Origin of the sequence: Sphingobium boeckii, from assembly GCF_014199215.1 — a bacterium.
Lineage (GTDB): Bacteria > Pseudomonadota > Alphaproteobacteria > Sphingomonadales > Sphingomonadaceae > Sphingobium_A > Sphingobium_A boeckii.
In genome coordinates, this window is the sequence record NZ_JACIJC010000001.1 from 559,962 (window position 1) to 575,106 (window position 15,145).

Below are 15,145 nucleotides of genomic sequence, written 5' to 3' on the forward strand. Positions count from 1 at the left end.
AGGATCAATCCCCCCGCGGCGGTCCCTGGGCTGTTCCATCCGCCCGCTCGGCGAGATCGATTGCGCACATCCGTCGGTAATTCGGGTGCGGGCCGCACACCGCACCGGCATAATTCCAGCGCGGGCTGAACAGCATCTTGCGATGCCCGCGGCCCTTCACATTGTCGTCGATGATGAGCTGGCGCACGGCGTCGGTCGCGGTTTCGGGGCCGTAGGTGAGCGATTCGGTCATGTAGATATCCCCGCCGCGCCGCTTGAGGCGCTGGCCGGGATTGAGCCCATCGCTGCCGATATGACCCACGCGGCCGCTGCGCCCCTGGTCGCGCACATGATCGCCGGCGGACCCGTCCAGCAGCGCGCTGCGTTTGAGCGGTGGTAATGCGGGCTGGCGTTCGAGGAAGCGGATCGCCTCATCCACCGCGGACACCCCCTCATAGGTGCGCAGTCCATTGTCCTGATCGGGAAAGATCACGGAATTGCCCTGATAGAGTTCGCGATAGGCCCGCAATTCATCGGCATAGGCCTGGGGATCGGCGCGGACGAAATTGATCTCGTCGATCACGCTGTCACCCGTGACGCGGTCGCGCTGGGCGTGACCGGTTGCGGGCATGGCGGCAAGGCACAGCGCCAGCAGGATATCAGCGCGGCGCAAGGAAAGACCTCACAGCGCCCTGAAACGCGCTTGGCTGATCGACCATGATCATATGGCCGCTATTGGCGACCGGAACGAGCTTTGCCTGTTTCGCGCCCGCATAGGCGGTCCGGTAAGTGCGCGTCATCGCCGCCGGATCGGTCGTCTGAGTCCGGGTCTGCGTGGCATAGACCACGGTGAGCGGCGCTGTGATCTTTGGCAGGTCCGGTGTAAGATCCGTGAGCGCCAGTTCATGCAGCGCGCGCGCGGTTACCCCGCTGTCGCTCCGTCGCTTGGGATCACTCTGCATCCCGAACAGGCTGACGACCGATTCGAACAGGCGCTGCCCCTCCGGCGTATCGGTCATGTTGCGCAGACCATCGGCAAGCGGACGGATGCTCTGCGCATCATAGCCGACGATCCCGGCAGGGGCCGGCAGCATATCCACGATCATCGCCCTGCCTATCCGCGCCGGATAACGGGTTGCGACCATCAGCGCGATCGTGCCACCCATGGAATGGCCGATAATGGCGGGCCGGATCAGCCGCGTAGCGGCGATGTAGCGGGCGATATCTTCGGCGGCTGGCTTTGCGATATCGCCCTTGGCGTTGCCGCCCGCCGCCACGCCGTCGAAACCGGCGATCTGCACGAGGTGATAGCGATAGCCGGGCACGGCATTGATCGTGCTGCGCCACACAGCGCGCGACGAATCCACACCGTGGATCAGGATCACGTCCGGCCCGCTGCCCTGCACCGTCACTGAAAGCCGGGTGGAAGCAAAGGGTGCGGCTGATGCGGCAGCGGGCAATAGCGCAAAGGCACCCATCGCGACCGCAGTCTCCAGCAACCTGCGCCGCGGCATCGTCGAATTTCGATATGTCATCACCGGCCTCATGCACCGATCAGTTTAACCGTGGCTGAAGAGGATGCGGATTCTTCGCGTATGTTTCTTCAGAGCCGCTCAGTTGCGCGTCCCAAAGCATGAGCGGCTTTGGTTTTGAGAGCGAGCGGCCGGCTTGAGTATCAACGGTTTTGATTTCGAGTGCGATGCTTTAGAATCCACGGCCCTGCGGAGTATAGCCACGATGTTTCCATCCCTCCGGCGGCGCGATGCGGCGATTGCCTTCATCCTCGTGACCGCCGCGCTCGATATCATGTCGATGGGCATCGTCATCCCCGTTCTGCCCTCGCTGATCGAGGAGTTTGCGGGATCGAACGCCAGCGCAGGCGTGTGGAACGGCATCTTCGTCGCGCTCTGGGCGGCGATGCAGTTCGTGTGTTCACCGATCATCGGCTCTCTCTCCGATCGCTACGGGCGGCGCCCCGTAATCCTGATCTCCACGATCGGGCTGGCGGCGGATTTCGTGTTGATGGCGCTTGCGCCCAATCTCTGGTGGCTGGCGGTGGGGCGGATGATCGGCGGGATCACCTCGTCCAGCTTCACCACCATCTATGCCTATATGGCGGATATTACGGAGCCGGATCAGCGCGCGCGCGCCTATGGCCTGATCGGCGCGGCGTTCAGCGGCGGTTTCGTGGCGGGGCCGTTGATCGGCGGTGTGCTGGGAGAAATTTCGCCACGCGCGCCGTTCTGGGCCGCTGCGGTGCTGTCCGCACTGGCTTTCCTTTATGGCTGGCTGGTGTTGCCCGAATCGCTCGGTCCCGAAAAGCGCATGGCCTTTTCATGGCACCGCGCCAATCCGTTCGGAGCGCTGCGCCTGTTGCGCTCCCACAGCGAACTGGCGGGCCTCGCGATCGTCAATTTCCTGCTCTATTTCGCGCATCACGTCTTTTCCGCGGTGTTCGTGCTCTATGCCGGCTATCGTTATGGCTGGAGCCCGCTGGAAGTGGGCGTGCTGCTGGCGGGCGTGGGCGCGCTCGACATGATCACGCAGGGTGTGCTGGTCGGCCCGATCACGCAGCGACTGGGCGATCGGCGGACGATGGTCTTTGGCCTGTTCGGCGGCGCGATCGGCCTCACCAGCATGGGTCTTGCGCCCAGCGGATGGCTGTTTGCCGCCGCGATGCTGCCCAATGCGCTATGGGGATTGGCGATGCCGACGATCCAGTCGCTGATGACGCGGCATGTCTCCGAAAGCGAGCAGGGGCAATTGCAGGGCGCGAACAACAGCGTGGCGAGCATCGCGGGCGTCGCATCGCCGCTTTTCTTCGGCTTGGTGTATTCCATGTCCGTGGGCACCACGCCTGAACTGCCGCATCCCGGCACGGCCTTCTTCATGGCCGCTGCCATCCTGCTGGTGGGTGCCGTGATCGGACGCGTTGTGTCCCGTCGCGCGGCCAGGAAGGAGCAAATCTAGACTAGGGGCCTTTTTACCCCAGAAACGCCTTCACCTCGCTCTGAAAGCGGGCGGGCTGATCCCACATGATGAAATGGGCGCTATCCGGGATGCGCTTGGTCACCGCGCCTTTCAGGGGGGTGAAGGCCATCGCGTAATAGGCATCCATCTGCGCATCGCTGATCGGCACGCCGAGCGGCGCCACGTATAGCACCGTGGTGGGCACGGCGATGCGCGCGATATCGGCGGACAGATCCGTGACGATCAACTCGTGAAACGCGCGCGCCGACACGTCCGGATCGCTCTTCACCGAATCCTCGATCGCGCCGGGGCGCATGGCCTCGGTGCGGATCATGCCGGAAATCGTCGCTTCGGCCTGCTTGCGGCGTGCAGCCGGGTCCGCCGCCTTCATCTGCGCCAGCATCGCATCGGCCATCGGCTTTATGCTTTCGGCGGTCGTGCCCGGCGGGCCGAACATCGCGCCCATGAAGGGCATCATATCCACCACCATGATTTTCGATACGAGGCCGGGATGCCGCCCCGCCACCATCATCGCCATCGATCCGCCCATGGAATGCCCGATGAGCGCCGGGGCTTTCAGTCCCGCTTCCTCAATGTAGCGCGCAATCTCTTCCGCGGCGGGCGCGGCGACGGGGCCGTTCAGCGCGCCGTCGGTGGGCTGCCCGGCGAATCCCGAAAGCTGGACGAGATGATAGCGATGCCCCGGAACCGCCGCGATCAGCTCTTGCCACACGCGCGGGGACGAGCCGAGGCCCGGGATCAGGATCACATCGCTGCCCTTGCCCTCCACGGTCACGGTGATCCGGTCCGATGCAAAGGGGGTCTTGGCGATGGCGCTGGCGGGCGTCAGCAAGGCGGCGAGGATCCCGATCATCATGATGATCTGAGTGCGGCAATTCATGCGCGACTTTCCAATATGTTGTCCGGTTTTCCGGATTAGCCCCCCATTGGAGGTTTGTCACCGCCGCCGCTTGCGCTAGACCGCGTTCGATGTCCGCTCAGAACCACCTCTATCTCGTCGACGGCTCCGGCTATATCTTCCGCGCCTATCATCGCCTGCCACCGCTCACCAATATTCGGGGCGAACCGGTCGGCGCGGTCTATGGCTATACCACGATGCTGTGGAAGCTCGCGGATGCGCTGCACAAGGAGGATGGGCCGACGCATCTGGCGGTGATTCTCGACAAGGGATCGCACACGTTCCGCAACGATCTCTATGATAAATACAAGGCACAGCGCCCGCCGGCACCCGAAGATCTGGTGCCGCAATTCCCGATGATCCGCGATGCCACGCGCGCTTTTTCGCTGCCGTGCATCGAAGAGGCGGGTTTCGAGGCGGATGATCTCATCGCATCCTATGCCAAGGCCGCGCTGACGCAGGGCTGGCTGGTGACGATCGTCTCTTCGGACAAGGATCTGATGCAGTTGATCGAGCCGGGTCTCGATATGCTGGATACGATGAAGAATGAGCGGCTGGGGCCGGATCATGTGATCGCCAAATTCGGCGTGCCCCCGGAAAAGCTGGGCGAAGTGCTCGCGTTGATGGGGGACAGCGTGGACAATGTGCCCGGCGTGCCGGGCATCGGGCCGAAGACCGCGGCCAAGCTCATCGCCGAATTCGGGGATCTGGAGGCGGTGCTCGCGGCAGCCCCGGCGATGAAGCCGTCGAAGATGCGCGACAATCTGATCGAACATGCGGAGATGGCGCGGCTGTCACGCGTTCTGGTCACGCTGAAAGATGATGTGCCGCTGCCCGATACACTCGAAGAGTTGCACATGAAGGGCATTCCCGAGGCACCGCTGCGCGAATTCCTGGAGCATCACGGGTTCAAGTCGCTGCTGCTGAAGCTGGGCGCGGTCGCGGATGCGCCCGTGGAGATTCCGGCCTCCTCCGCAGCCTTGCTCCCCGCCGATCCGCCCTGCGATCATTCGAAATATCAGACCGTCACCGATATCGAGCAGCTCAATCTGTGGGTTGGCGCGGCGACGCAGCAGGGCTGGGTCGCGATCGATACAGAGACGGACAGCCTGGACGCCACGCGCGCCCGGCTGGTGGGCGTCAGCCTGTGCGTCGCGCCCAATATGGCCTGCTATATCCCGCTCGGCCATGGCGGGAATGATCTGTTGTCCGAAGTGCCTGTGCAGATTCCGATGGATCAGGCGATTGCCGCGCTGAAGCCCATGCTCGCCGATCCGGCGGTGCTCAAGATCGGGCATAATCTGAAATATGACATGACCGTGCTGGCACGGCACGGGATCACCGTTGCGCCTTATGACGATACGATCGTGATCAGCTTCAATCTGGATGCGGGCCTGCATGGTCATGGTATGGATGAACTGGCCGCCACGCATCTCGATCATAGCTGCATCGCGTTCAAGGATGTGGTGGGCACGGGCAAATCGCAGCGCGGGTTTCATGAGGTCGCGCTGAATGACGCCACGCGCTACGCCGCCGAGGATGCGGATGTCACGCTCAGGCTGTGGCGTCGGTTGAAGCCGCGGCTTGCGCTTGAGGGCGCGACCAGGATTTACGAGATGGTCGATCGGCCCTTGGTGCCCGTGATCGCGGCGATGGAGCGCGCGGGCGTGAAGGTGGACCGTGAGGAACTCTCCCGCCTGTCCGCCGAATTCGCCGGGCAGATGGAAACGCTGGAAAAGCAGATTCATGCTCTGGCCGGGGAACCATTCACGATCGGCAGCCCCAAGCAGCTTGGCGATATCCTGTTCGAGAAAATGGGGCTGAAGGGCGGCCGCAAGGGCAAGTCCGGCGTCTATTCGACGGACGTGAACGAGCTTGAGCGCATCGCCGCGAGCAAGGATATCAGCCCCGGCGTCGAAATGGCGCGCAAGGTGCTTGACTGGCGTCAGCTCGCCAAGCTCAAATCCACCTATACCGATGCGCTGCAGCAGCAGATCAGCCCGGAGACGGGCCGGGTCCACACCAGCTACAGCCTGACGGGCGCGCAGACCGGGCGGTTGTCGTCCACCGATCCGAACCTGCAGAACATTCCGATCCGCACCGAGATGGGTCGCCGCATTCGCCACGCCTTTGTTGCCGAACCCGGCAACGTCATCCTCGCGGCGGATTACAGCCAGATCGAATTGCGTCTGGCCGCGCATATGGCGGATGTGCCGCAATTGCGCGAAGCCTTCCTGCGCGGCGACGACATCCACAACATGACCGCGCAAGAACTGTTCGGCGAAGTGAATCGCGATACCCGTGGCCGCGCCAAGACGATCAATTTCGCCATCCTCTACGGCATCTCGCGCTGGGGTCTGGCGGGGCGGCTGGAGATCAGTGCGGACGAGGCGCAGGCCATGATCGATCGCTATTTCGATCGCTTCCCCGGCATCCGCAACTATATCCATGAAACGCTGAACACGGTGAAGGAAACGGGATTCACCACCACGCTGTTCGGCCGCAAGACGCATTTCTCCCGCATCAAATCCGCCATACAGCATGAGCGGCAGGGCGCGGAGCGCGCCGCGATCAATGCGCCGATCCAGGGGACCAGTGCAGACATCATCAAGCGCGCGATGGTCCGCATGATGCCCGCACTGGCCGAGGCTGGCCTGCCGAACGTCCGGATGTTGATGCAGGTGCATGACGAACTGGTGTTCGAGCTGCCGGAGGGCGATGTGGATGCTGCGAAGCCCGTCATAGAGAGGGTGATGGCGACCGCGGCCGAGCCGCTTGTCACACTCTCGGTGCCATTGGGTGTCGAGATCGGGACCGATAAAAGCTGGGGCGCGGCACATTGAAGGCCGGGATTTGACCACCAGCCAAAAGCGGGGGGGAACAATGGCCACAGCGGCCGCAGGAGAAGACGATATCGCGGCGCTCGCCAAAGGCGGACGCACGAACTTCTTCGGCTTCCTGCTGCGCCTGCTGGCGCGTATCCCGTTCCTGTTCATTGCCGGGCGGCTCTACGGTGCCGATGAGCTGGGGCGGTTTGCGCTCGCCATCCTCGTCATCGAATTTGCCGCGCAATTGGCGACGCTCGGGCTGAAGCGCGGGCTTGCCCAGCAACTTTCGAAGAATGAGCGGCCGCATGTGCATATCGTGTGGGATGGGCTGCTGATCGCCGGCATTGCTTCGGCCATCGCGGCGGCCATCCTCGCCGCGCTGCCGGAAATCATGTTTCCCAATAGCGGGATCAACGGGCTTGAGCAGCTTTTGCCGCTGTCCATCGTCGGCATCGCCTGGTCCGATGTGTCGCTGGCCGCGCTCGCCTATCGCCACAATGTCGCTGCCACGGTGCGCGCGCGCGCGGTGATCGAGCCCTGGACGATCAGCATCGCGGCGGGTCTGCTCTATTTCTATTCGGAACGGGATGGGCTGATCCTCGCCTATGCGCTCTCGATGCTCGCCGCCTTCCTGGCCTCGATCATCCCCTTCATCCGGGAATATGGATGGCCCAGGGATTGGCATCCGGCCCCCGCCGCCCTGTTCGCGCTCACCCGCCGCAATGTCCCACTCGCTGCCGCCGATGCGATCGAATGGGGCACGCGCAATGTGGATCGCTTCATCCTCGGTCTGTTTTTCGCGCCCTCGATCGTCGGCATCTATTGGGTCGCGCAGCAGATCGTGACGCTGCCGCAAAAATTGAAGACGAGTTTCGATCCCATTCTCGGTCCGGTCATCACGCAGAATCTGGAAGCCGGCAACACGGCGGCAGTGGCGGCGCAGGTCCGTCAGGTGGGGTTCTGGATCATCGCGGCGCAGGCGGGGATCGCGCTGGCGCTTGCGATCCCCGGCGAGGCGGTAATGGGGCTGGCGGGCAAGGAATTCGTGGCCGGCACGGGCGCGCTCGCATTTCTGCTCGCGGCCGAAGTGGTCGCGGCCACCGCGGTCGTTTCCGAATCCGCACTCATCTATATCGCGCGGCATCGCAATCTGATGATCTCGCTCGCCACGATCGCGGTCCAGATCCTGTTGAGCTTTGCGTTTATCCTGGGGATGCAGGAACTGAAACTGCCCGTCGCCCTGCAGGCGATCGGCCCCGCGCTTGCTTTGCCCATCGCGCTCGGTTTCGCCTCGATCGTGAAGGCGCGGCTGCTCTCCCGATTGCTCGGCGCGCCGGTGTCACCCTTGCGCTGGGCGCTGGTCTGGGCGGTCGCGGTGGGCGGCGCGGTCGGCTATCTCTTCACCCTGCTCCCGCGCTCGTTCGAATGGCTGGAACTGGGGTTGGGCCTGCCCGTGATCCTGCTGAGCTATGGCACCGTGATCTGGCTCAAGGGCTTTACCAAGGACGATCGGGTGCTGTTTCGCAAGAAGAGCCAAGAGGTTGAGGCGGACGATTGATCCGCCTCTCTTTCTCTCTCCACGCGCCAATCAATGCCGGAAGTGGCGCATTCCGGTGAACACCATCGCAAGGCCGGCTTCATCGGCTGCGGCGATCACCTCATCATCGCGGATGGAGCCGCCGGGCTGGATCACCGCCGTGGCACCGGCCTCGACTGCGGCCAGAAGACCGTCGGCAAAGGGGAAGAACGCATCGGAGGCGACCGCCGAACCGATCGTGCGCGCTTCGCTCCACCCCGCTTTTTCGGCGGCATCCTTGGCCTTCCATGCAGCGATGCGCGCGGATTCCAGACGGTTCATCTGGCCCGCGCCCACGCCCGCGGTCGCGCCGCCCTTGGCATAGACGATCGCGTTGGATTTCACATGCTTGGCCACGGTCCAGGCGAACAGGCAATCGTCCAATTCCTGTTCGGTCGGGGCACGCTTGGTCACCTGCTTCAGATCGGCGCGCGTGATGCGGCCATTGTCGCGGGATTGGACGAGATAGCCGCCAGCGATGCTCTTCACATTCAGGCCCGGTCGCGTGGCATCGGGCAATTCGCCCGTCAGCAGCAGCCGCAGATTCTTCTTCTTGGCGAAGATCGCCTTGGCTTCGTCGCTGGCGCCCGGCGCGGCGACCACTTCGGTGAAAATGCCGCTCATCGCCTCTGCCGTTGCGGCGTCCAGCGGGCGGTTCACTGCGATGATCCCGCCGAACGCGGAAACCGAATCGCAGGCCAGCGCCGCCTGATACGCCTCGAGCAAGGTTTCGCCCGTCGCCACGCCACAAGGGTTGGCGTGTTTCACGATCACCACGGTGGGCGGACCGTCGCGAAATTCGCTCACCAGCTCGAGCGCGGCATCGGCATCGTTATAATTGTTATAGCTCAGCGCCTTGCCCTGAAGCTGCTCGGCCTGTGCGATGCCGCGTGTGTGCGGCCCGGACGGGATATAAAGCGCAGCCTGTTGATGCGGATTCTCGCCATAGCGCAATTCGTCGCCCTTCACGGCGGTCAGCGCGAGCAGATCGGGGAAAGCCTGCTGCTGGTCGGAAAGCTGGAACCACTGGCTGATCATCGCATCATAAGCGGCAGTGGCTGAATAGGCCTTGGCGGCGAGGCGCTTGCGGAAGGGGTAATCGGTCGCGCCATTGTTCGAGTCGAGCGCGGCGATCAGTTCGGTATAATCCGATGGATCGGTGACGATCGCGACATGCGCGTGGTTCTTGGCGGCCGAGCGCACCATGGAGGGGCCGCCGATATCGATATTCTCGATGATCTCGTCGCGTTCCGCGCCTTTGGCCACGGTCTGGGCGAAGGGATAGAGATTGACGACCACCAGATCGATCGGAAGGATCGCATGGTCTTCCATCGACGCCAGATGCTCTGCATTGTCGCGCACCGCGAGTAGGCCGCCATGCACCTTGGGGTGCAGCGTCTTGACGCGGCCGTCCATCATCTCGGGAAAGCCGGTGAGATCGGAGATATCCGATACGGTGAGGCCCGCGTCGCGCAGTGCCTTGGCAGTGCCGCCGGTCGATACCAGTTCCACGCCGTGCTTCGCCAGCGCCTGGCCCAAGGCGGTCAGGCCGGTCTTGTCCGATACGGACAGGAGGGCGCGGGTGATCTTCACTTCGGTCATGTCATTCCTTCTGACTTACAAGAACCGTTCGGGCTGAGCCTGTCGAAGCCTTTTCCTTCTTGCAGATACAAGGAAGTGAATGGCTTCGACAGGCTCAGCCCGAACGGATGTTGAACTTGAAACTCTAACTCGCGCGCTTCAGCACCCAGCCTATGGTCGTGCCGCCGGCCGCGCATTCGCCTTTCACGGCCAATTGAAGCGTCGGGCGGGGCCGGCCTTCGGCATCCACCCACAGGCTTTCCTCGATGCTCAAAGTGCCGCCGCGGCAGCGGAATTGCCAGAGCGGCCCCTGCGCGATCCGCAGCAGCGCGCCCATGCCGTCTGCGGTGGGCGAAGCCTCCACACCCGGCGCGAGATGGAAGCGCACCGCGAGCGCGGCATCCTGCGCCTTGCGCCGCCCGATTGCCGGCAACAGCATATCCTCACCGCGGATTTCGCGGCCCGAGGATGCCAGAGCAAGCGTGCGACGGTGCGTGAAGCCGAAACGGCGAACATAGCCATCATGGCTCGCCTCGATCCGGCTGCCGGTTTCCAGCTCCTGCCGGTGCAGTTCGATCTCGGACACGCCCTTGCCCAGCGTGCCATCGGGATGCAGCGCGGTGCTGTTGCTGTCGGCAATGATCAGCGTCGAATGCGCGGCGGTGGAGCGCAGCCCTTGCGCCAGCGCCGGCGGCACCAGCGCGCTGGTCTCACGCGATCCGCCGCAGCTCACCACCAGCCGATGCGGTCCGTCCGACATTTCGAACGCCAGCGTGGAAGCACATCCGCCCACATTGAGGCGGCTCACCGGCGGCGGTGCGGCATCGAGAATGACGACGCTCTGCCCCGCGACCATCCGCTGATAACCCCAATCACGCGCCTGGCGCAGCGGGCGGGTGCGGATGCCGGTGGCTTCCACCAGCGCCTCGATCCGGTCCGGCGGGATCGGCGCGCTGCCCTGCCAGCTCGCCAGACCGCCATCGCCATGGGTTACCGCGAGCAACGCGGGCACGGCCATCGCGATCCCGGCGGCGACAGGATCCGGCATGTCCTGCCGCCGCGCCGCATAGACGTTGCGGAGCATCGCCAGCAGCATCACCGCTTCATATTGGCCGGAGGGAGACCGGCAGATCACGCCGCCATCGCTGCTCATTCCGGTTTGCAGCGCACGCTTCAATCCGCTTTCGGCTTCGCCCTGGCGGGTGTCGGACGGGATCAGCAGCCCCGCCGCGGTCAGCCCGGCCCAGGCGGCGATCCGCGGCACGCCCTGTTCGGCCTTATCCGCCCCGCGATCCAGGTGGCGTGCGCCACGGGCCAGCGCATTGAGCACGGAAGAGCGATAGACCAGATCGGCGTTTGAGAGGATCAGCGGCGCATGGGCGGTCCAGAACAGGATCCGCTTGCCCCAGAGCGAGGGCCGCCACGCCAGATCGCTCACCTGCTGCGCATGGGCAGCAATCCATTTGCGCATCACCGCTTCGGCGATTGGCGCGCCCTGCTGCCGCGTGGCGACGGTGGAAAGATCGCGCAGCCAGGCGAAACTGTGGATATAATCCGCCATGCCGGGCGAGGGCGCAAAGGCTCTGAAATCGAGCGTATCGAGCGCCAGCGTCTCGCCGCGATACAGAAAATGCCCATCGAGCAGCGCCTGGCCGGCGCGCATGTCACCCGGAATGGGATCATCGGGCACCGCGAGCAATTTCAGCGGGTAACGCCCCTTCAGGCGGAAGGCATGGAGCGGCGAGCGCCAGCTCAATCTGTGAAATGAGGCGGTCAGCCGCTCGGCGAGCGAGAGTCCCTTGTCGCCCCCGTGGCGCACCAGTCGCTTGCCTTGCTCGATGCCGTCGGCGGCTGCATCCAGAGGCGATTTGATGCTCATCAGCCTCGGAGCGCGGCGATATTGCTGGCGTAATGATCGGGGCCGCCCTTGAAGGTGGCGCTGCCCGCGACCAGCACGTCCGCCCCCGCGGCGATGGCGCGCGGCGCGGTGTTCACGTCGATCCCGCCATCCACTTCGAGCCGGATATCCTTGCCCGTCTTGTCGATCATCTTGCGGATCGCCTCGATCTTGCGGAGCTGGCTTTCGATGAAGCTCTGGCCGCCGAAACCGGGGTTCACGCTCATCACCAGCACCAGATCGATATCCTCGATCAGATAATCGAGCATCTTGGCCGGGGTGGCAGGATTGAGTGAGACGCCCGCCATCTTGCCCAGCGCCTTTATATTCTGGATCGTGCGGTGTGTGTGCGGGCCAGCCTCGGGGTGCACGGTAATGATATCCGCCCCCGCCTCGGCAAAGGCCTCCAGATAAAGATCGACCGGCGAGATCATCAGATGCACGTCGAAAACCTTGGTCGTGTGCGGGCGGAGCGCCTTCACCACGGCGGGGCCGATCGTGATATTGGGCACGAAATGCCCGTCCATCACATCGACATGGATCCAGTCGCAGCCTGCCGCGTCGATGGCGCGCACCTCTTCACCGAGCTTGGCGAAATCCGCCGAAAGGATCGATGGCGCAATGCGAATGGCGTGAGTCATAGGCAATGGGCCTTAACCATGCGCCGGGATGCGGGCAAGGCGATGCGAGGCCGATTTCAATGCTTTCTGACGATCCGGGCAATAAAGAAGCCGTCCAGCCCGCCTTCATCCATCAACATGCCGGGCAGCGTGCGCAGGAAGCGGGCACCGGGCGTGATCAGACGCTCGCTAATCTCGTCGGGGCGGGGCGGCAGGATATCGAGATCGGTTCGGCCCTCCAGCAGCGATTCGATCTGCTTTTCGCCCTCTTCCGGCTCCAGCGAGCAGGTGGCGTAAATTAGCGTGCCGCCGGGCGTGAGCCAATCGACCGCACGGGTGAGAAGCGCGGTCTGCAACGCCGCCATCTCGTTAATGTCACGCGCACCGATCCGATGCAGCACATCGGGATGGCGGCGGAAAATGCCAGTGGCACTGCACGGCGCATCGAGCAGGATCGCTTCCACCGGACCATCCGGTTGCCATTCCAGCGCATCGCCCTGGAGAATATCGAGCAAAAGACCTGTGCGTTCGGCATTTTCGGCCACGCGCTCAAGCCGCGATGCGCTGCGATCGAGTGCGGTGACCGCCCAGCCAGCGGCTGCGAGCTGGAGCGATTTGCCGCCCGGCGCAGCGCACAGATCCAGCACGCGGCGGCCATTGCCGGCACCAAGCAGACGCGCGGGGAGCGATGCGGCCAGATCCTGCACCCACCAGCGGCCTTCGGCGAAGCCAGGCAGGCTGGCGACAGGCGCTGGATCGATCAGGCGGACATGGCCGGGCATCAGGCTGACGCCGCCCAGTTCCTCCACCCAGCCATCGGTCTCGGCCGGATCGGCAAGCGTGAGATCCAGGGGCGGTGGTGCGGCGATCGCACGTCGCGCGGATTCAGCCACCACATCGCCCCAATGCGCCCGAAACCGCGAATCGGCATAAGCGGGCAGGGTGGGCGGATCAGGCAGGCTGACGCCCTTGCGCATCAGCGTGCCATAAACGCCGTGAACCAGCTTGCGCGGCCCGCCATCCACCAGCGGCAATGTCGTCGCGATGGCGGCGTGAGGCGGCGTGCCCAGCGCAAGCGCCTGCACCAGCGCGATGCGCAGCGCGGCGCGCGCCTTGGCATCATCCGGCAGTGGCTTGGCCGTGGCGCTGTCGATCAGCGCATCCAGATCGGGCAGATGGCGCAGCGTCTCCGCGGCTATCGCGTGAACCAATGCGCGATCATCGCCGCGCGCGATCCCCTGCGTCGCGCCATGCAGCGCGGTTTCCAGCGGCTGGCCGCGGCGGAGCACGGCATCGAGGAGCTTGAGGGCGGCCTTGCGCGCGGGCAGGCCGGGGGTGGGGGCGGTGTTTTGGTCGGCCATGGCCGCCGCTGCTAGTCTCTCCGGCCGTGCGGGTCCAGTGCGCTCCCGCGTTTGCGGGGCGCTGGTGTGACGGGCCTCCCCGCCGAAAGCGCCGAAGGGCGGGCTGGCGCGCGCATCGACGGTGCGCCCATCTTCAGCGCCATCGCCTCCAGCGCGTCGATGCGCTTCTCTGTGGCGGGGTGGGTGGAAAACATCTCGCTGATATGAACGGGCACGATGTAAAGCTGAGCGGCCGCGGGATTGCGCGCTACCACATGATTGGGAATGCGTGCCGCGCCATGGGCCAGCTTGGCGAGCGCCGAGGCCAGCGCTCGCGGGTTGCCCGAAATCTCCGCGCCGCCGCGATCCGCCCCATATTCGCGCGTGCGGCTGATCGCCATCTGCACGATCATCGCAGCGAAGGGGGCCACGATCACCGCCAGGATGGTGGCGATCATGTTGCCGCGATTGTCGTTCGATCGGAAGAACATCCCGAAATTGGCGAGCATGGAGATGGCACCGGCGATCGTCGCCACCATTGTCATCACCAGCGTATCGCGGTGTTTCACATGCGCCAGCTCATGCGCCATCACCGCGGCAATCTCGTCGCGGGTCAGGAGGCCGAGCAAGCCGGTGGTGGCGGCGACGGCGGCGTTTTCGGGATTGCGTCCGGTAGCAAAGGCGTTGGGATGCGGATCTTCGACGATATAGACGCGCGGCATCGGCAGGTCTGCGCGTGTAGCCAGTTCCTGCACCAGGCCCACGAACGCCGGTTCGGTGCGCGCATCCACTTCGCGCGCGCGGTGCATCCGCAAAACGATCTTGTCCGCATTCCAATAGGTGAACAGGTTCATGCCCGCGGCCATCGCCAGGGCGATCACGGCGCCGCCACCGCCGCCCAGCGTATAGCCCAGCGCCATGAACAGCGCGGTCAACGCCGCCAGCAGCATGGTCGTCTTCAGTCCGTTCACTTCCGCTTGCTCCTTCAATCCCCGATGTGGGATAGCTTGTGCCCGCTTCAATATAGGAAATGCAGATGAATGGCCGCCGTCCAGCGCATGTGAAGCCGCCAGCCTATCTTTCAAAGAACCCGCCGGTTCCCGAACCCGCGCCCGTGGCAGACCGGGACGCGAGCGAAGATCCGCTGGGGCGCAATCCCGTTCGCTACGGAGATTGGGAATTAAAGGGGATCGCCGTCGATTTCTGATGATGCGCTGCAGCAACGAATCCGGGTTGCTTTTCGGTCTTTTGACGTCATCCTTCTGAAATATAAAAAATATGAAGGAAGGTCAGGTCACGATGCGCGCAATAAAATTTCTCAAGAGCAAATCTGATTGTATTTTGATGCTGTCGTTCGCCACCATTTGCTGGGCAACCCTGCTCTGGTCCCTGATGGGCAAGCTCTGACGATTTTTTGGCTTGCCCGCGTGGTTTA

General features: G+C 64.1%; 13 protein-coding genes. 5 read left to right on the plus strand and 8 right to left on the minus strand.

All coding sequences use genetic code 11. From position 1 onward, the window contains the following. Positions 1-4: 4 nt before the first annotated feature. Both FHS49_RS02920 and FHS49_RS02925 read right to left on the minus strand, forming a co-directional pair. Positions 5-652, minus strand: a complete 648-nt coding sequence (locus FHS49_RS02920) for a CAP domain-containing protein (protein ID WP_184015036.1) — start codon at positions 650-652, stop codon at positions 5-7. Continuing rightward, the gene (locus tag FHS49_RS02925) at positions 639-1,514 is read right to left on the minus strand and encodes an alpha/beta fold hydrolase (protein ID WP_184015038.1); all 876 of its coding nucleotides are present in this window, start codon (positions 1,512-1,514) and stop codon (positions 639-641) included. The genes FHS49_RS02920 and FHS49_RS02925 overlap by 14 nt, the downstream gene beginning before the upstream one ends. A gap of 202 nt (positions 1,515-1,716) precedes the next feature. Between FHS49_RS02925 and FHS49_RS02930 the strand changes: the two genes are divergently transcribed. Next, a complete protein-coding gene (locus FHS49_RS02930) occupies positions 1,717-2,949 on the plus strand; it encodes a TCR/Tet family MFS transporter (RefSeq protein ID WP_184015040.1) in 1,233 nt (410 codons plus the stop codon). Between the two features lie 13 nt (positions 2,950-2,962). Here FHS49_RS02930 and FHS49_RS02935 read toward each other — a convergent pair whose 3' ends face one another. Continuing rightward, positions 2,963-3,826, minus strand: a complete 864-nt coding sequence (locus tag FHS49_RS02935) for an alpha/beta fold hydrolase (protein ID WP_221240344.1) — start codon at positions 3,824-3,826, stop codon at positions 2,963-2,965. A gap of 113 nt (positions 3,827-3,939) precedes the next feature. Here FHS49_RS02935 and polA point away from each other — a divergent pair, with 113 nt between their 5' ends. Further along, on the plus strand, positions 3,940-6,711 hold the full coding sequence (polA, locus tag FHS49_RS02940; protein ID WP_184015042.1) for a DNA polymerase I: 2,772 nt from the start codon (positions 3,940-3,942) through the stop codon (positions 6,709-6,711). 40 nt (positions 6,712-6,751) lie between these two features. Then, positions 6,752-8,254, plus strand: coding sequence for a lipopolysaccharide biosynthesis protein (locus tag FHS49_RS02945; RefSeq protein WP_184015044.1), 1,503 nt, complete (start codon positions 6,752-6,754; stop codon positions 8,252-8,254). A gap of 30 nt (positions 8,255-8,284) precedes the next feature. Here the strand turns inward: FHS49_RS02945 and purH are convergent, their stop codons facing one another. The 5 genes from purH to htpX form a co-directional block, all read right to left on the minus strand. Then, positions 8,285-9,874 carry a bifunctional phosphoribosylaminoimidazolecarboxamide formyltransferase/IMP cyclohydrolase gene (gene purH, locus FHS49_RS02950; RefSeq protein ID WP_184015046.1) on the minus strand — a complete coding sequence of 530 codons (1,590 nt, stop codon included), beginning with the start codon at positions 9,872-9,874 and terminating at the stop codon, positions 8,285-8,287. 124 nt (positions 9,875-9,998) lie between these two features. After that, a complete protein-coding gene (locus FHS49_RS02955; protein WP_184015048.1) occupies positions 9,999-11,732 on the minus strand; it encodes a heparinase II/III family protein in 1,734 nt (577 codons plus the stop codon). Next, positions 11,732-12,391, minus strand: coding sequence for a ribulose-phosphate 3-epimerase (rpe, locus tag FHS49_RS02960; RefSeq protein WP_184015050.1), 660 nt, complete (start codon positions 12,389-12,391; stop codon positions 11,732-11,734). The genes FHS49_RS02955 and rpe overlap by 1 nt, the downstream gene beginning before the upstream one ends. Positions 12,392-12,447: 56 nt before the next feature. Beyond that, positions 12,448-13,731, minus strand: coding sequence for an RsmB/NOP family class I SAM-dependent RNA methyltransferase (locus FHS49_RS02965; RefSeq protein WP_184015052.1), 1,284 nt, complete (start codon positions 13,729-13,731; stop codon positions 12,448-12,450). Between the two features lie 11 nt (positions 13,732-13,742). Continuing rightward, the gene (gene htpX, locus FHS49_RS02970) at positions 13,743-14,681 is read right to left on the minus strand and encodes a zinc metalloprotease HtpX (protein WP_184015054.1); all 939 of its coding nucleotides are present in this window, start codon (positions 14,679-14,681) and stop codon (positions 13,743-13,745) included. Positions 14,682-14,746: 65 nt separating this feature from the next. Here htpX and FHS49_RS02975 point away from each other — a divergent pair, with 65 nt between their 5' ends. Then, positions 14,747-14,917 (plus strand): DUF1674 domain-containing protein, encoded by a 171-nt coding sequence (locus FHS49_RS02975; RefSeq protein WP_184015056.1) that lies wholly within the window; start codon positions 14,747-14,749, stop codon positions 14,915-14,917. 71 nt (positions 14,918-14,988) lie between these two features. Further along, positions 14,989-15,117, plus strand: coding sequence for a hypothetical protein (locus tag FHS49_RS19800; RefSeq protein WP_281397020.1), 129 nt, complete (start codon positions 14,989-14,991; stop codon positions 15,115-15,117). The last annotated feature ends 28 nt before the right edge of the window (positions 15,118-15,145 follow it).